16 protein-coding genes are annotated in these 16,939 nt (G+C 66.1%); 9 read left to right on the forward strand and 7 right to left on the reverse strand.

Translation table 11 applies throughout. From position 1 onward, the window contains the following. The first annotated feature begins 159 nt into the window (after nucleotides 1-159). Nucleotides 160-1,812 (forward strand): ABC transporter permease, encoded by a 1,653-nt coding sequence (locus AB4061_RS35345; RefSeq protein ID WP_441640793.1) that lies wholly within the window; start codon nucleotides 160-162, stop codon nucleotides 1,810-1,812. A gap of 208 nt (nucleotides 1,813-2,020) precedes the next feature. Further along, entirely contained in the window at nucleotides 2,021-2,701 is a 681-nt protein-coding gene (locus AB4061_RS35350) for a hypothetical protein (RefSeq protein ID WP_441640794.1), read from the forward strand. A 120-nt stretch (nucleotides 2,702-2,821) separates the two neighbouring features. Here the strand turns inward: AB4061_RS35350 and AB4061_RS35355 are convergent, their stop codons facing one another. The 4 genes from AB4061_RS35355 to AB4061_RS35370 form a co-directional block, all read right to left on the reverse strand. Further along, nucleotides 2,822-3,865 (reverse strand): Fe(3+) ABC transporter substrate-binding protein, encoded by a 1,044-nt coding sequence (locus AB4061_RS35355; RefSeq protein WP_441640795.1) that lies wholly within the window; start codon nucleotides 3,863-3,865, stop codon nucleotides 2,822-2,824. 237 nt (nucleotides 3,866-4,102) lie between these two features. Beyond that, nucleotides 4,103-4,522 (reverse strand): hypothetical protein, encoded by a 420-nt coding sequence (locus AB4061_RS35360; protein ID WP_441640796.1) that lies wholly within the window; start codon nucleotides 4,520-4,522, stop codon nucleotides 4,103-4,105. Nucleotides 4,523-4,530: 8 nt separating this feature from the next. Next, nucleotides 4,531-5,169, reverse strand: a complete 639-nt coding sequence (lolA, locus tag AB4061_RS35365) for an outer membrane lipoprotein chaperone LolA (protein ID WP_441640797.1) — start codon at nucleotides 5,167-5,169, stop codon at nucleotides 4,531-4,533. Nucleotides 5,170-5,302: 133 nt separating this feature from the next. Next, nucleotides 5,303-7,627, reverse strand: a complete 2,325-nt coding sequence (locus AB4061_RS35370) for a DNA translocase FtsK (protein ID WP_441640806.1) — start codon at nucleotides 7,625-7,627, stop codon at nucleotides 5,303-5,305. A 171-nt stretch (nucleotides 7,628-7,798) separates the two neighbouring features. On the opposite strand from AB4061_RS35370, the gene trxB reads away from it, so the two are divergent. The 3 genes from trxB (at nucleotide 7,799) to AB4061_RS35385 (ending at nucleotide 10,236) form a co-directional block, all read left to right on the forward strand. Next, nucleotides 7,799-8,746 (forward strand): thioredoxin-disulfide reductase, encoded by a 948-nt coding sequence (gene trxB, locus AB4061_RS35375; protein WP_441640798.1) that lies wholly within the window; start codon nucleotides 7,799-7,801, stop codon nucleotides 8,744-8,746. 133 nt (nucleotides 8,747-8,879) lie between these two features. Continuing rightward, a complete protein-coding gene (locus AB4061_RS35380) occupies nucleotides 8,880-9,581 on the forward strand; it encodes a Smr/MutS family protein (RefSeq protein ID WP_441640799.1) in 702 nt (233 codons plus the stop codon). 13 nt (nucleotides 9,582-9,594) lie between these two features. After that, on the forward strand, nucleotides 9,595-10,236 hold the full coding sequence (locus AB4061_RS35385; protein WP_441640800.1) for a trimeric intracellular cation channel family protein: 642 nt from the start codon (nucleotides 9,595-9,597) through the stop codon (nucleotides 10,234-10,236). Between the two features lie 113 nt (nucleotides 10,237-10,349). On the opposite strand, the gene glnK is transcribed toward AB4061_RS35385, so the two are convergent. Continuing rightward, nucleotides 10,350-10,688 (reverse strand): P-II family nitrogen regulator, encoded by a 339-nt coding sequence (glnK, locus tag AB4061_RS35390; protein ID WP_006162803.1) that lies wholly within the window; start codon nucleotides 10,686-10,688, stop codon nucleotides 10,350-10,352. Between the two features lie 217 nt (nucleotides 10,689-10,905). On the opposite strand from glnK, the gene AB4061_RS35395 reads away from it, so the two are divergent. Continuing rightward, a complete protein-coding gene (locus AB4061_RS35395) occupies nucleotides 10,906-12,165 on the forward strand; it encodes a GNAT family N-acetyltransferase (protein WP_441640801.1) in 1,260 nt (419 codons plus the stop codon). A gap of 21 nt (nucleotides 12,166-12,186) precedes the next feature. Here the strand turns inward: AB4061_RS35395 and AB4061_RS35400 are convergent, their stop codons facing one another. Continuing rightward, on the reverse strand, nucleotides 12,187-12,741 hold the full coding sequence (locus AB4061_RS35400) for a cytochrome b (RefSeq protein ID WP_441640802.1): 555 nt from the start codon (nucleotides 12,739-12,741) through the stop codon (nucleotides 12,187-12,189). Nucleotides 12,742-12,921: 180 nt separating this feature from the next. Then, nucleotides 12,922-13,449 (reverse strand): inorganic diphosphatase, encoded by a 528-nt coding sequence (gene ppa / locus AB4061_RS35405; RefSeq protein ID WP_043344428.1) that lies wholly within the window; start codon nucleotides 13,447-13,449, stop codon nucleotides 12,922-12,924. Between the two features lie 189 nt (nucleotides 13,450-13,638). On the opposite strand from ppa, the gene AB4061_RS35410 reads away from it, so the two are divergent. The 3 genes from AB4061_RS35410 to AB4061_RS35420 all read left to right on the forward strand — a co-directional run bounded on the left by AB4061_RS35410 (nucleotide 13,639) and on the right by AB4061_RS35420 (nucleotide 16,746). Continuing rightward, entirely contained in the window at nucleotides 13,639-15,075 is a 1,437-nt protein-coding gene (locus AB4061_RS35410; RefSeq protein ID WP_441640803.1) for an aldehyde dehydrogenase family protein, read from the forward strand. After that, the gene (locus AB4061_RS35415) at nucleotides 15,068-15,310 is read left to right on the forward strand and encodes a hypothetical protein (RefSeq protein WP_006162792.1); all 243 of its coding nucleotides are present in this window, start codon (nucleotides 15,068-15,070) and stop codon (nucleotides 15,308-15,310) included. The genes AB4061_RS35410 and AB4061_RS35415 overlap by 8 nt, the downstream gene beginning before the upstream one ends. A gap of 131 nt (nucleotides 15,311-15,441) precedes the next feature. After that, nucleotides 15,442-16,746 (forward strand): MFS transporter, encoded by a 1,305-nt coding sequence (locus AB4061_RS35420; RefSeq protein ID WP_441640804.1) that lies wholly within the window; start codon nucleotides 15,442-15,444, stop codon nucleotides 16,744-16,746. Nucleotides 16,747-16,939 lie beyond the last annotated feature (193 nt).

Below are 16,939 nucleotides of genomic sequence, written 5' to 3' on the forward strand. Positions count from 1 at the left end.
TTATATGGACGCAGGCCCTGGATGTCTGTCACATGCGACGCGCCGCCCGGCGTATCCGCATTGCTAGAATGCGGGGCTTGCCCGAAAGCCTGCCGACCGCGCCCCGCCGCCGGGCCTCGCCCTGTCCCGCACCCATACCGACACCCACACCGCTGCCGCATGAGCCTGCTTCGCCCTAGCCGTACCCGCCGCCTGCACCCGCTAGCCTTGGTTGCCGCCCTGGCCGCGCTGCTGATCGCGCTGCCGATCGCGCAGGTGGCAGGCAGCCTGCTCGAGCCCAGCGGCGACACCTGGCGGCATCTGGCCGACACGGTCCTGTCCGAGTACGTTGGCAATACGCTGTGGCTGCTGGCCGGCGTCTGCGCCGGCGTGCTGCTGGTGGGCGTGCCCACCGCGTGGCTGGTCAGCACCTACCGGTTCGCCGGGCGGGCCTGGCTGGAATGGGCGCTGGTGCTGCCGCTGGCGATGCCGGCCTATGTCATCGCCTACGCCTATACCGATGCCCTGCAGTTCGCCGGCCCGGTGCAAAGCTGGCTGCGTGAGCTGACCGGCTGGCGTGCCCGGGAGTACTGGTTCCCGGATATCCGCTCGCTGGGCGGCGCCATCGTGTTGTTCACGCTGGTGCTCTATCCCTACGTCTACCTGACCGCGCGCGCGGCCTTCCTGCAGCAAACCCTGAACACGCTGGAAGCGGCAAGGCTGCTTGGCTATGGCACCTGGGGCAGCGTCTGGCGCGTGATGCTGCCACTGGCGCGCCCCGGCATCGTGGCCGGCACAGCGCTGGCGCTGATGGAGACGCTGGCCGATTTCGGCACGGTGGCCTACTTCGGCATCCCGACCTTCTCCACGGGCATCTACCGCGCCTGGTTCTCGCTGGGCGACAAGAACGCGGCGGCGCAGTTGTCGGCCTGCATGTTGCTGTTCGTGATCGGCATCCTGCTGGTCGAGCGCGCCAGCCGGGGCCGCGCCCGCGTGCACGGCGGCCAGCGCCGCGCGCCGGCATACCGGCTGCATGGCTGGCGCGCGGCGCTGGCGCTGCTGGTATGCGTGGTGCCGGTGCTGCTGGGCTTTGCCATCCCGGCGCTGATGCTGTGCAAGATGGCGCTGGCCGAAGGTGACGCGCAGTTCGGCCCGCGCTTTATCGGCCTGGTGCGCAATAGCTTCCTGCTGGCCAGCGTGACCGCGCTGATCGCGGTGATGGCCGCGCTGGTGATCGGCTATGCCGGGCGCGGCATGGCCGCCGGCCGGGGCTGGCTGCTGCGTGCGCTGACCCGGGTGTGCGGCATGGGCTATGCCCTGCCGGGCTCGGTGGTCGCGGTCGGCGTGCTGGTGCCGGTGGCGCGGCTGGACAACGCCATGTCGGCGTGGCTGCAGCAGCATCTGGGATGGTCGGCCGGGCTCCTGCTGACCGGCGGCATTGCCGCACTGGTCTATGCCTACCTGGTGCGCTTTCTGGGCGTGGCGCTGCAAACCGTCAACGCCGGCCTGGTCAAGATCACGCCGGGCATGGACGCGGCGGCGCGCAGCCTGGGCGACGGCCCCGGCGCCACGCTGCGGCGCGTGCACCTGCCGATGCTGCGCGGCAGCCTGCTGACCGCGGCGCTGATCGTCTTCGTCGACGTCATGAAAGAGCTGCCCGCCACCTTCGTGATGCGGCCGTTCAATTTCGACACGCTAGCCGTGCAGGCATACAACCTGGCCTCCGACGAGCGGCTGGCCGAGGCCGCCACCGCCTCGCTGGTGATCGTGGCGGTGGGCCTGCTGCCGGTGATCCTGCTGTCGCGCTCGATACGGCGGGATGCGCGGGAATAGGCCGGCCAAGTCGCCCACGCATTTTCCTAAAGTTCTTCAACGTCTTGCCGATATCCCCCTAGTCCGAAGCTGCGCCCCGGCCCACCGCACCCTTTCTCGCGCGAGCCAGGCGGTCTGCCCCCACCGCTGGCGTGCTTCGCGCCGCACCATGACTGTGCCGGCCGCAATCCTTGCCCGGCATTTGTTCGCAGCGTTTTCAGGGAGTGTTATGCAGCTTCGTTACCGCATGCTCGTGTTCAAGCTGAACCGGATGACCCGGCAAGACCGGATCAGCGCCGTCGAGGAAATCGCCCTGGCGGGCCAACTGGCTGAGCAACTGGAAAAACCGGGCATGGTCGAGCGCCTGGTGGCGGACCTGTTCGATCACGAGAACTCCCATGTCAGGCGCATCGCGCTCAACGCGGTACGGCGCGCGCATGGCTACCGCCAGGCAGATATCTCGCTTGCCCTGCTGCGCAAGCTCGGCGACCCGGAGCCGTGGCTGCGCCATGACGCGGCATGGGTGCTCCACGAGGCCGGGCTGGACAGCCCGCACATCCGCGCAGCGCTGCGCCAGCTTGCGGGGCCGGTCATGTTGCCTTACGACATGAACCGCGCCAAGGCCAATCCTTCGGACGCGCTGCTGCACGCCCAGGTACGCGCGCGGCAAGCGCTGGACGTGCTCCTGGCGCGCCAGACCGCGGGCAAGGTGGTGGCCAAGCTGCCGTACGCGGCTGGCACGTTGGGCCACTCGCACAAGAAGCGGCGCGAGCAGCTGAAGGTGACCTTCGAGAAGCACAGGGAGCGCGGCGCTAAGCTGAACTTCCGGCGCCTTGAGCCTGGCGAAGGCGGCGAGAGCAACGCCGCCAAGGGGCCAGGGTCCAAAGCCAGGCCCGTGCCCAAGCCGTAGAAATGGGAAATGGCGGCTCACGCCGCCATTTCCGTCCAGCCGGCCAGGCCGTGCCGGCGTCTTCTTGCTTTCCTACTTGCTTTCCTACTTGCTTTCCTACTTGCTTTCCTACTTGCTGTCTTACTTGTAGCCGGCCTTGTCCGCCAGCTTCTGCGCTTGCGGCTGGTGCTTGCCCAGTTCGGCCACGCTGATCTTGTCCGCCTTGAAGCTGCCCAGCGCTTCCAGCGCCGGATTGCTGATCTTCACGCTTTCCACCACGGGCCACTCGTTGTTGCCATCGGCGAAATAGCGCTGCGCGTCATCGCTGGCCAGGTACTCCAGGAACGCGCGCGCGGAATCCTTGTTGGGCGCATGCTTGAGCATGCCGCCGCCGGAGATGTTCATGTGCACGCCCTGGCTGGCCTGATTGGGCCACAGCACGCCAAGCTTCTCCGCCACGGCCTTGTCCTCGGGCTTGGCCGACTTGAGGATGCGGGCGATGTAGTAGGTGTTGGCCACCGCGATATCGCACTCTCCCGCCGCCACGGCCTTGAGCTGGTCGGTGTCGCCGCCCTTGGGCGCGCGGGCCAGGTTGGCCACCACGCCGCGCGTCCATTGCTCGGTCTTGGCCTCGCCATCATGGGCGATCAGGCTGGACATCAGCGACAGGTTGTACACGTGGCCGCTGGAGCGGATGCACAGCTTGCCCTTCCACTTGGGATCGGCGAGATCTTCGTAGGTCTTGATGTCGCCGGGCTTGACCGCGGCCTTGTTATAGGCGATGACGCGGGCCCGTGCCGAGAAGCCGAACCAGTCGCCGTTCGGGTCGCGGTAGTTGGCGGGGATGCGCGACTCCAGCACGCTCGATTTGAGCGGCGCGAACACGCCCGCCTGCTGGGCCCGCCACAGCCGGCCGATGTCGACGGTGATGAACACATCGGCCGGGCTGTTGGCGCCCTCGCTCTTGATGCGCTCCAGCAGCGGGTCTTCCTGGCCTTCGATGCGGTTGATCTTGATGCCGGTCTGCTTGGTGAAGTTGGCGTATAGCGCTTCGTCGGTCTGGTAGTGGCGCGCGGTGTAAAGGTTCAGCACCTTTTCCTGTGCGTGCGCGGCGAGCGGCAGTGCCAGAACAGCGAGCGCGGCGAGCGCTGTGGCCCGTGGCATCAAGCGGCGGAATTTGGTCATGACTCTCCCCTTCGATGATTGTTGTATGCCGTCCTGACGATGCCATGCATGCATTCTGGACAAGACAAGCTGGAAACAATAATCATTCCCGTTTCGACAGTCAAGTTACAACGTTGTCATTTTTCTCGCTGCAAGCCCGGGGAGGTAAAAGTGCGGATTGAGACGCTGAAACGCGGACCGGGATGACGGATACCGCCGGGTCTTCGATTGCGCCCGGCGTTATCCGTGCATCACACTTCAGGTACTGGCGCGCTCCACCAATGCCTTCATGGCATCGGCAGGCAACGGCCCATGGCAGGTCCGCTCGCCGCCGGCCTTGCCGACCACCAGCCACACCTTGGCCGGGGCGCCAGYCGGATGCAGCAGCCAGGCTGGCCCATGTCCGCCGCTGGTGGGCGGCAGCCCTTCCAGCACGCCGCTGTTGGCCGACTGCAGCAGCACGGCGCAATCGTTAGCGCTAGCCTGCGTGGCAGAGAGAAAATCCGGATTGGCAAGCACTTCCGGCAGCGCCGTATCGGAGGCGCGCAGGAAGGCATCCACATCGAACTGCTTGCTGGCGCCGGGGCCGGCGCAGGCGGCCAGCAACGCAGCGGCGGCAATGCCAGCAATGGCACCGCAACGGCGCCAGGCCGGCCGGGTCGGGAATGCGGGGATCATGGCGCGCCTCATTGCTTGAGCACATCGGCGCCCTTGGGCACCGCGAACCGGAAGGTGTCGGCCGGCAGCACGGGATTCTTCTGCATCGCGCTGAAGGTCAGGAGCGTCGTGTTGCCGAAGGCATCACGCAGTTCCATCGCTTCCAGGTTGCCGCCCTTGAAGCCGATGCCGATGCGCTCGAACTGCGTGTCCTTGGCTCTCGGCGTGAGCTCCAGCCACTCCACGCCGTCGCGCGTGGGGCCGTTCTTCACGACAAAGTTCTTTTCCAGGTCATTGCTGCCGAACAGGATCGCGGCGGGGCTGGACCCCAGGGCGCCATCGAGCTTGCGCTCGGTGACCTGGTTGAGGTCCTTGTCGTAGATGTAGAGTGTCTGGCCGTCTGCCTGCAGCAACTGGTCGTACGGCTTGACGTAGCGCCAGGTGAACTTGCCAGGGCGCGAAAAAGCGAAGGTGCCGCTGGAGGTGCTGGCCACCTTGAGGCTGTCGCCCTGCCCCTTGACCTGGCGCTGGGTGAATTCGCCCTTGGCGCTCTTCACGCCCGCCACGAAGGCCTGGAGCTGGTCGGTGCCGGCCGCCATGGCCGCCGTCGCTGTCAGCGACAGCATGGCCACCGCAGCGCATGCCGACACGAGAATGCGGATTCGCATGGTGTTGTCCTTGCTGGGTTGGAGGGTGCGCACCGCCGGGGCGGCTGCACTGCCTGTCCGGTTAGAGCGGTGCGCGGGCGCCGGATTCCGCAACGATGTGCTTCGCACGTAACGGCATGTTACGCGCGGCAGCTTATTCTTCCTCGCGGGCGGTGCCTGCCGGGGCCAGTATGTCGCGATTGCCGTTGCCCGACATGGCGGAAACCAGGCCAGCCTTTTCCATGTCCTCCAGCAGCCGCGCGGCACGGTTATAGCCGATGCGCAGGTGGCGCTGCACCAGGGAGATCGAGGCGCGGCGGTTCTTCAGCACCACGTCGACAGCCTGGTCGTAGAGCGGATCGGCCTCGCCGCCGCCGCCAATGCCGGCGCCACCGCCCATGCCATCGCCGCCCAGGTCGCCCTCGGCCACACCGCCTTCGAGAATCCCCTCGATGTAGTTGGTCTCGCCGCCTTCCTTGAGCTTTTCGACCACGCGGTGCACTTCATCGTCGGAGACAAAGGCGCCGTGCACGCGGATCGGCACGCCGGTGCCCGGCGCCAGGTAGAGCATGTCGCCCATGCCGAGCAACGCTTCCGCGCCCTGCTGGTCGAGAATGGTGCGCGAATCGATCTTGCTGCTGACCTGGAAGGCGATGCGGGTCGGCACGTTAGCCTTGATCAGGCCGGTAATCACGTCGACCGACGGACGCTGCGTGGCCAGCACCAGGTGGATGCCGGCGGCACGGGCCTTCTGCGCGATGCGCGCGATGAGCTCTTCCACCTTCTTGCCCACCACCATCATCAGGTCGGCCAGCTCGTCAATCACAATCACGATCATCGGCAGCTTCTCGAGCGGCTCGGGTGCGTCCGGCGTCAGGCTGAACGGGTTGGGAAGCTTTTCCTCGCGTGCGGCGGCTTCGTCGATCTTCTTGTTGTAGCCGGCCAGGTTGCGCACGCCCAGCTTGCTCATCAGCTTGTAGCGCCGCTCCATCTCGCCGACCGCCCAGTTCAGGGCGTTGCCGGCCTGGCGCATGTCGGTCACCACCGGGCACAACAGATGCGGGATGCCTTCGTAGACGCTCATCTCCAGCATCTTCGGGTCGATCAGGATCAGCCTGACCTGCTCGGCCTTGGCCTTGTAGAGCAGAGACAGGATCATGGCGTTGATGCCAACCGACTTGCCGGAGCCGGTGGTGCCCGCCACCATGCAGTGCGGCATCTTGGCCAGATCCGCCACCATGGGCTTGCCGGCGATGTCCTTGCCCAGCGCCATCGTGAGGTTGGACGCGCTCTCGTTGTAGACCTGCGAGCCGAGGATCTCGGACAGCCGCACCGTCTGGCGCTTGGGGTTGGGCAGTTCCAGCCCCATGTAGATCTTGCCGGGGATGGTTTCCACCACCCGGATGGAGACCAGCGACAGCGATCGCGCCAGGTCGCGCGCCAGGTTGACCACCTGGCTGCCCTTGACGCCGGTGGCCGGCTCGATCTCGTAGCGGGTGATGACCGGGCCCGGGTAGGCCGCCACCACCTTGACCTCGACACCGAAGTCCTTGAGCTTCTTCTCGATCAGGCGCGAGGTGAATTCCAGCGTTTCGGCGCTGACGGTTTCCTGGTGCGTGGGGATGGGGTCCAGCAGCGCCAGCGGCGGCAGGTCGGAGTCCTGGATATCGGCGAACAGCGGCTGCTGCTTCTCGCGCTCCACGCGTTCGTGCTTGGGCACCGCCTGGGGCCGCACGATCTGTACCGGCGTGGCCTCCTCGATCTTGACCCGCTGCACTTCCACGGTTTCGGTGCGCACGACCTTGGCCGCCTCGCCGATGATGCGGTCCTGCTTGCTTTCGCGGCGCGCCTTGAAACCGAGGAAGAGCGTCTCGACGAAGCCGCCCACGTGCTCGGCCACCGACAGCCACGAGAAATGGAAGAACAGCGACAGGCCGATGGCCAGCGTCAGCAAGAGCAGCAGCGTGGCGCCGGTAAAGCCCAGCGCCATCTGCATCCAGCCACCGAGCAGGTCGCCCAGCACGCCGCCCGGGGCGCGTGGCAGCGCAGCGCGCAGCGGATACATGCGGATGGCCTCCAGGCCCATGCTGGCGGTCAGCGACAGGCCAAAGCCGATCCAGCTCACCACCAGGCCCTGCCGGGCCTCGCCGTTGCGCTCGGGCAGCTCGGCGGTCAGCGCGCGCCAGCCGCGCCAGCAGCGGCGCACCAGCAACACCGCCCACCAGTAGGCGGAGAAGCCGAAGATGAAGAACAGCACATCGGCCATCCAGGCGCCCACACGGCCGCCGAGGTTGTGGATGTCGGCCACCTGGTTGGCGTGCGACCAGCCGGGGTCCGCCTTGCTGTAGCTGGCCAGGATGCAGACGAAGGCCAATGTGACCGCCAGCAACAGGAACCAGCGCACTTCGCCCAGCAGCTTGCCGATGCGCGAGGGCAGCGCGGAAGGATCGGTACGTGTTGTGGTAGTAGCTCGGGCCATGCCTTGGGTCTGGGTTGCCATGTGAAGATTGGTTTGCCGGCCATTTTAACCTTGGCCGGGGCTATCGCTCTCATTGGAATTTGCAACAGTGAGCAAACGCCGGTCCACTTATAATGCTGGTTTCGATTCACGCTGGTGCGCATCAAGGCGCACCAGCCATAGGAAAGCATCATGGCCAAACACGCAAAAGTGCTGATTCTCGGTTCCGGCCCCGCCGGCTATACCGCCGCCGTCTATGCGGCCCGCGCCAACCTGCAGCCGGTGCTGATCACCGGCTTGGCCCAGGGTGGCCAGCTGATGACCACCACCGACGTGGAAAACTGGCCCGCCGACGCTAACGGCGTGCAAGGCCCGGAACTGATGCAGCGCTTCCTGGAGCATGCCGAACGCTTCAACACCGAAATCATCTTCGATCACATCCATACCGCGAAGCTGACCGAACGCCCGATCCGCCTGGTGGGCGATGCCGGTGAATACACCTGCGATTCACTGATCATCGCCACCGGCGCCTCGGCGCAGTACCTCGGCCTGCCGTCGGAAGAGCTGTTCATGGGCCGCGGCGTGTCGGCCTGCGCCACCTGCGACGGTTTCTTCTACAAAAACCAGGAAGTGGCCGTGGTCGGCGGCGGCAACACCGCTGTGGAAGAAGCCCTCTACCTGTCGCAGATCGCCAGCAAGGTGACCGTGCTGCATCGCCGCGACAAGTTCCGCGCCGAGCCGATCCTGGTCGACCGCCTGCTGCAGCGCGAGAAGGAAGGCCGCGTGGAAATCCGCTGGAACTCCGTGCTGGAAGAAGTGACCGGCGACGACTCCGGCGTGACGGGCCTGAAGGTGCGCAACGTGAACACCAACACGGTCGAAGACCTCAAGCTGGCGGGCGTGTTCGTGGCCATCGGGCACAAGCCGAACACCGACCTGTTCGAAGGCCAGCTCGAGATGCGCAACGGCTATATCGTCACCAAGAGCGGCCTGGCCGGCGATGCCACGGCCACCAGCATCCCGGGCGTGTTCGCGGCCGGCGACGTGCAGGACCACATCTATCGCCAGGCGATCACCAGCGCAGGCACGGGCTGCATGGCAGCCCTGGATGCACAGCGCTACGTGGAAGCCCTGCAGTAAAGGGACTAAGACGAAAGGCTCAGGCCGGGCTTGCCCGGCCTTTGTCTTTTTCAAGCCGGTGATGCCGCCGCGCGCGCCAGCCGCGCCACGCCCTGCCACCCTATAATCACGCCGAGCACCCCGGAGACACGCCATGACGCACGGCGCCAGAAAGCCCACCAAACCCGCCAAGCCCGCCCCCGCCGCCAGCCCGCCCAAGCGTTTCGGCCTGACCGACCTGTCCGGCTTGCGCGACTCCCTCAAGGCCGACACCGAGCGGCGCGAAGCCGAGCGCCGCGCGGCGGACGAAGCGGCACAGCGCGCCCGCGAAGAAGCCGACGTATTCCGCAGCAGCGTAGGCAACGTCAACACCCTGCGCGACCGCAACCGCGTCACTCCCGCACCCCGCCGCCCGGCGCCCGTGCCGGTACAAACCCAGCTGGACGACAAAGCCGTGCTGGCCGCATCGCTTTCCGACGAGTTCGACGTCGAGAGCCTGCTCGATACCGACGAAACCCTTTCGTTCCGCCGCCCCGGCATCGGCATGGACGTGGTCAAGAAGCTGCGCCGCGGCGAATGGGTGCCCCAGGACAAGATCGACCTGCACGGCCTGCGCAGCGAAGAAGCGCGCGAGGCACTGGCGGAGTTCGTGCGGCGCTCGGTCAAGCGTGGCGTGCGCTGCGTGCGCGTGATCCACGGCAAGGGCAACGGCTCGCCGGACAAGACACCCGTGCTCAAGGGCAAGGTGCGCAGCTGGCTGGTACAGAAGGAAGAAGTGCTGGCCTTCGTGCAGGCACGCGGCGCCGAGGGTGGCGCCGGTGCGCTGATGGTGCTGCTGCGCCAGCCGCACGCCTGAGACAACGCGCGCGATGCATCTGCCGCTCGATCTCCTGATGGGGCGGCTGCCCCTGATCCTGCATGTCATGGAAGTGGTGGGCGTGCTCGCCTTTGCCGTCTCCGGCGTTGTCGATGCGCGCAAGCAGCGCTTCGATGCCGTGGGCACTTTCGTGGTGGCGTTCGCCACCGCCTTCGGCGGCGGCACGGTGCGCGACGTGCTGCTGGACCGCCGCCCCTTCTACTGGGTCGACCACGAAGGCTATGTGATTTTGATCTTCGTGATGTCGCTCGGCGCGTCGTTCGTGCTGCGGGTGGTCAGCCGGGTGGCGTCCGAGCGCACCATGATCACGGCCGATGCGATCGGCCTGGGGCTATTTTCGGTCACCGGCACATCGCTCGCGCTGGTGGCGCAGATGACCCCGACCGTGGCGGTCATGATGGGCATCATCTCTTCGGTGTTCGGTGGCGTGGTGCGCGACGTGTTGTGCAACGAGGTGCCGATGATCCTGCGGGACCGCTCGCCCTATGCCACCTGTGCCTTCGTCGGCTGCTGTGTCTATGTTGGCCTGACCTGGCTGCAGGCCGAGCAGGAACTAGCCCTGCTGGCGGGCGCCATCACCATCACGGCGGCGCGCCTGCTGTGCGTGCGCTTCGACTGGAAGTTGCCGAGCTAGGCCGTGCCGGGCCAGGCAACAACGCCCGCGGCAATTCAGGCGCCCCCTCCCGTGGGATCGCCTGGCTTGCCCGCCGGCGCCTGACCGCTAAAAAAGCCTGAGCGCCCGAATGCTTAAACGGCGGCTTCGTCCTGCTCGCCGGTGCGGATGCGGATCACGCGCTCGATCTCGGTCACGAAGATCTTGCCGTCGCCGATCTTGCCGGTGTGCGCTGCCTTGACGATGGCGTCCAGCACGGTGTCGAGCTGGTTCTCGGCAACCACGACCTCGATCTTGATCTTGGGCAGGAAATCGACCACATACTCAGCACCGCGATACAGCTCGGTATGCCCCTTCTGGCGGCCAAAGCCCTTCACCTCGGTTACCGTCAGGCCGGTCACGCCGACGTCAGCCAGCGCCTCGCGCACTTCGTCCAGCTTGAACGGTTTGATGATGGCGGTAATCTGCTTCATATTGGCCCCTTATATAGTCGTTGGTTAGTGAGAGATTTTAGCCTGCCTGCCGGCAGCGGGATGTGGCCTGCCGCACCGCGCCATTTCCGGTAGACTCAACCGTCGCCCCACCCGCATCTGCGCGGGCGCGGCGTGATCAGCCATATCAGCAATAGCAGCCATGCCGGAACAAGGGCGCCGCCCGAGGGCAGCGCCGATGATGAGCAAATCTAGCGCAATGCAGTCTGAATCTTTCAAGCCCGGCTCCGGCCAGCCTGACGCGGCCACCCCGGGGGCGGCTGCGGCACAAGGCCGGCAGGAACACGAGCGGATGGAGAATTATCGCACGCAGATCGTTTTCGATCTGTCCGAGCTGCCCGAGGCCGAGTGGGACACCTTGGTGGCGGCCCAGCCCGGGGCTACGCCGTTCCTGCGCCACGCCTTCCTGCACGCCATGCATGCCAGCGGCAGCGCCTGCGACGAGACCGGCTGGAGCCCGCGCTACCTGACGCTATGGGCGCCGCGCGCCGAGGGTGGCGAGCGCCTGGCGGCGGCCATGCCGCTGTACGCGAAGTCGCACTCCTACGGGGAATACGTGTTCGACTGGGCCTGGGCCGACGCCTACGCGCAGCATCGCCTGCCCTACTACCCCAAGCTGCTGTCCGCGCTTCCCTTCACGCCCGTGCAGGGTGCGCGGCTGCTGGCCGAGGACGAAGACGCGCGCCGCTGCCTGCTGCAATGTGCGCTGGCGGTGGCGCAGCAAAGCCAGCTGTCCTCCCTGCACGTGCTGTTTCCCGACGAGCACGAGGCCGCGCTGATGGAAGACGCCGGCATGCTGATGCGCCACGGCGTGCAGTTCCACTGGACCAACCCGGGCTATGAGAGCTTCGAAGCGTTCCTGGCCACGCTTTCGCAAAAGAAACGCAAGAACATCCGCGCCGAACGGCGCCGCGTGGCCGATGCCGGCATCACCTTCCGCCAGTTGCGGGGGCCCGAGATCGACGAGGCGCAATGGCGCTTTTTCAACCGCTGCTACCGGCAAACGTACCGCGAGCACCATTCCACGCCCTACCTGAACCTGGATTTCTTCCAGCGTATCGGCGCCGCCATGCCAGAGAACCTGCTGCTGGTGGTGGCCGAGCGTGCCGGCCAGCCGATTGCCGCGTCCCTGGTGGTCTACGACGACGATCCGGCGCGCAGCACCCTGTTCGGGCGCTACTGGGGCGCGCTCGAGCACCACCCCTGCCTGCATTTCGAGACGGCTTACTACCAGCCGCTGGAGTTTTGCATAGCCCAGGGCATCCGCACCTTCGAAGGCGGCGCCCAGGGCGAGCACAAGATGGCGCGGGGCTTCCTGCCAGTGGCGACCCGCTCAGCCCACTGGCTGGCGCACCCGTCCTTTGCCGATGCCGTGGAGCGTTTCCTGGTGCGCGAGCGCCAGGGCATCGATGCCTACCTGGACGAGCTCAACGACCGCACGCCGTTTGCACGCAGCTAGGGCGGCTTGCCCGGCGCGGGTCTAGCGCCACATGCGTCGCAGCGTGTTATCGCCCAGCATGTAGTGGTGGAACAGCGCCGCGATGGCGTGCAGCCCGATCACCGTGTAGAAGGCGGTGCCCAGTGTGCCGTGGACTTCCTCCAGGGTCTCTTTCAGGTCCTTGCTTTGCGCCACCAGCGAGGGCAGCTCGATGCCAAGGCCTGGCACCGTCAGCAGGTGGCCACCGGCGTTGAGGGCCAGCAGGCCCAGCACGGGCTGCGCGAAAATGAACAGATAGAGCACAAGGTGCATGGCACTGCCGAGCAGCTGCATCCAGCGCGGACCGGGCTCGGGCGCCGGCGCGCCGCGCACCAGGCGCCACAGCAGGCGCGGCACCGCCAGCATGAGCACCAGCGCGCCAGCCCATGTGTGCACCGACATCGACAACGCCCGGGAAGCGCTGCCCTTGGGCAGAAAATCCTTGAGCTCGATCGCCGCGTACGCGGTGGCGATCAGCAGGAACACTGCCCAGTGGAAGAACACCGCCGGGCCGGAATACCGTGCCATGGCGGACGGCGTCGAATAGGTAGCGGACATGGGGATTTGGCAGTTTGCCTGCCGAGTTGTTCTGTGATTGAAGCTTAACCCACCGGCTTTGTGGCGTCTTTGGTTTCCATCAAGCCTGGCGCAACAAAAAACCCCGCCGCAGCGGGGTCCTTTCAGCATCGGTTCAGCCACGCGCCGGACTCAGGCATGACCGACCTTGGATGCCGGAGCTTACTTGGTGTAGTTCGCCACGCCGTCGGTGATTTCCTTGTGGGCTTCTTCAATGCCGGCCCAGCCTTCCACCTTGACCCACTTGCCTGCCTCGAGTGCCTTGTAGTTCTCAAAGAAATGCTTGATCTGGTCCAGCAGGTTCTGCGGCACGTCCGACAGGCCCTTCATGAAGGCGGTGGCGGGCGACAGCTTGTCCAGCGGCACGGCGACCAGCTTGGCGTCCACGCCCGATTCATCGGTCATCTTGAGCATGCCCAGCGCGCGGCAGCGCACCACTGCGCCGGCCAGGATCGGGAACGGCGAGAGCACCAGCACGTCGACGGGGTCGCCGTCGCCCGACAGGGTCTGGGGAATGAAGCCGTAGTTGGCCGGGTAGCGCATGCCCGTGCCGATGAAACGGTCGACGAAGAGCAGGCCGGTTTCCTTGTCGGCTTCGTACTTCACCGGATCGCTCTGGGCGGAGATTTCGATGATGACGTTGAAATCGTTCGGGATGTCCTTGCCGGGGGAAACGAGGTTGAAGCTCATGCTTGCTCTCCAGATGCCTGTGTTTGAGGATGGCGGGCATTATAGCGTTTCGAAGCTGACCCAGGCCTGACGCGGCGCGTGCCTTGCGCGTCTCGCGCCGTGAGTGATAATGGCGGATTGTCCGAAAGTCGCATCGACAGGCGCACTGCCAGCCACAACCTGGCAGTCGCATCCAGCCGGAGCCATCCAATGCACGCCCAGCACTTCGTTGCCAACCGCCTGATCGCGCCGGACTCCGGCTTGCGCATCAAGGTATTCGACCCATCCAGCGGCGAGCCTTTCGCCGAAATCGCCCGCGGCAACGCGGTCGACATCAACGTGGCCGTCCACGCCGCGCGCCAGGCCGCCGACGGCGCCTGGGGCGCGATGGCGCCCGCCGAGCGCTCCCGCCTGCTCAACCGCGTGGCGCTGACGCTGATCGAACACGAGACCGAGCTCGCCGCGCTGGAAGCGCGCGATACCGGCAAGCCCCTGCGCCAGGCCACCGCCGACGCGCGCGCCGTGGCGCGCTACTTTGAGTTCTACGCCGGCGCGGTCGACAAGCTGCACGGCCAGACCATCCCCTACCAGCCCGGCTTTACCGTGCTGACCGTGCGCGAGCCGCATGGCGTGACCGGCCACATCATCCCGTGGAACTACCCGCTGCAGATCTTCGGGCGCAGCGTGGGCGCGGCGCTGGCCACGGGCAATGCCTGCGTGGTCAAGCCCGCCGAAGACGCCTGCCTGTCGCTGCTGCGCGTGGCGGAACTGGCGGCCGAGGCCGGCCTGCCCGAGGGCGCGCTGAACATCGTCACCGGCTACGGCCATGAAGCCGGCGCCGCACTGGCGCGCCACACCGGCATCAACCATATCTCCTTCACCGGCTCGCCGCAGACCGGCAAGCTGATCGCGCAGATGGCTGCCGAGAACCACGTGCCGGTCACGCTGGAGCTCGGCGGCAAGTCGCCCCAGATCGTCTTTGCGGATGCGGACATCGACGCGTTGGTGCCGGTCATCGTCAACGGCATCGTGCAAAACGCGGGCCAGACCTGCTCGGCCGGCAGCCGCGTGCTGGTGGAACGCCCGCTTTACAACGCCGTGCTCGACCGCCTGGCCACGGTATTCGAATCCTTGCGCGTAGGGCCGTCGGAGCTGGACCTGGAATGCGGCCCGCTGATCAACCGCAAGCAGCAGCAGCGCGTCTGGGATTTCGTCTCCGACGCGCAGCACGCCGGCATTACCGCCATGGCGCAAGGCCAGATCGTGGCGCAAGCGCCGGAGTCCGGCTATTACCAGGTGCCGATGCTGTTCCGCGACGTGCCGCCCACGCACCGGCTGGCGCAGGAAGAAGTGTTTGGCCCGCTGCTGGCGGCCACGCCGTTCGACACCGAGGCCGAAGCCATCGCGCTCGCCAACGGCACGCCCTATGGCCTGGTCGCCGGTATCTGGACCCGCGATGGCGCGCGCCAGCTRCGCCTGGCGCACAAGCTGCGCGCGGGCCAGGTCTTTATCAACAACTACGGTGCCGGCGGCGGGGTAGAGCTACCGTTTGGCGGCAGCGGGCAGTCAGGCTACGGCCGCGAGAAGGGCTTCGAAGCCCTGTACGGATTCACCACACTGAAAACCATCGCCATTCAACATGGGTAATATCAACTTCCTGTCCGTCGCCTTCGCCATTTTCTTCTTCTGGATGGCGTGGCACGTCAGAAACAAGCGCGCCACCAACCCCTCGGCCATGCCGCGCCTGCAGGTCTTCAAGCGCAAATGGGGCGACACCGTGGGTGACCGCGTGCACTGGTGCCTGTACGTGGCGCTGCCCTTCCTGCTCGCGCTGATGATGGTCGCCAACGCGCTGCGCGGCCGCGGCCCGTTCTCGCACTAAGGTATTCGCCCTGACATAGCAGACGTAGACGTTCTTTCCGGCGCCGCATGCGGCAAGCGGCGCCACCCCAGCGGTATCGTGCAACCAGAAAAATAGATCCATGTAGATCTACAGATCCAAGAGGAGACAGCATGACAACAACCGCAGTACACTCCGGCGCCGCTGATCCCGCGTTCGAGGATGCCACCTACCGCAAGGTGACCTTGCGCCTGGTGCCGTTCCTTTTGCTTTGCTACGTGGTGGCGTACCTGGACCGCGTCAACGTCGGCTTCGCCAAGCTGCAGATGCTCGGCGACCTGAAATTCAGCGAGACCATCTACGGCCTCGGCGCGGGCATCTTCTTCATCGGCTACTTCCTGTTCGAAGTGCCCAGCAACGTGATCCTGCACAAGGTCGGCGCGCGCATCTGGATCGCGCGGATCATGATCACCTGGGGCGTGATCTCGGCGGCGATGATGTTCGTCACCACGCCGACCATGTTCTACGTGCTGCGCTTCCTGCTGGGCATTGCCGAGGCCGGCTTCTTCCCCGGCATCATCCTCTACCTGACCTACTGGTACCCGTCGCACCGGCGCGGGCGCACCACCACCTATTTCATGACCGCGATCGCGCTCTCCGGCGTGATAGGCGGACCGCTGTCGGGCTGGATGATGCAATCGTTCGACGGCCGCAACGGCTGGTCCGGCTGGCAATGGATGTTCCTGCTCGAAGGCATCCCGTCGGTGCTGGTAGGCCTGGTGGTGCTGGCCTACCTGGACGACCGCATCGTCCACGCCAAGTGGCTGAGCAACGAAGAGAAGGCCCTGCTCCAGCGCAATATCGCCAATGAGGACATGCACAAGGAAGACGCGCCGATCGGCAAGGTGCTGTCCAGCCCGCGCGTGTGGCTGATGAGCGCGATCTACTTCAGCTTCGTGATGGGCCTGTATGGCGTCAGCTTCTGGCTGCCCACCATCATCAAGCAGACCGGCGTGAAGAGCCCGCTGGACATCGGCCTGCTCACCGCCATCCCCTATGGCTGCGCGGTGGTCGGCATGGTGCTGGTGGCCTATAGCGCCGACCGCACCCGCGAACGCCGCTGGCATATTGCCGTTCCCGCGCTGCTGGGCGCAGTCGGCCTGGTGCTGTCGGTGCAATGGCACAACAATACCGTGCTGGCACTGCTCGGCCTGACGCTGGCCACCATCGGCATCCTGACCACCCTGCCGCTCTTCTGGAGCCTGCCGACCGCCTTCCTGGCTGGCACGGGCGCGGCTGCGGGGATCGCGCTGATCAACTCGCTGGGCAACCTGGCTGGGTTCATCAGCCCGTATGCGGTGGGCTGGCTGAAAGACATGACGCAGAGCACGGACTCCGGGATGTACTTGCTGGCGGCGTGTCTGGTGGTGGGTGCGGCACTGACGCTGTCGGTGCCGGCGCGGATGGTGAACAAGTAGGAGTATGACGGCGAGCGCCACATCGAGCGCCCGCCCTCTCCCCCGGCCCCTCTCCCACAAGTGTGGGAGAGGGGAGAAAACCGGCAGGAGAGTCAGAGCATCGATTCGGTGTAGCCGTGATTCCCGCACGAAGGGCGGGAATCACCCCAACGCGATGCGAAGCGAGCCGTCAAGGTGTGCCAAGGCCGTATGG

This window comes from Cupriavidus sp. YAF13, assembly GCF_052113425.1.
Taxonomy (GTDB): domain Bacteria; phylum Pseudomonadota; class Gammaproteobacteria; order Burkholderiales; family Burkholderiaceae; genus Cupriavidus.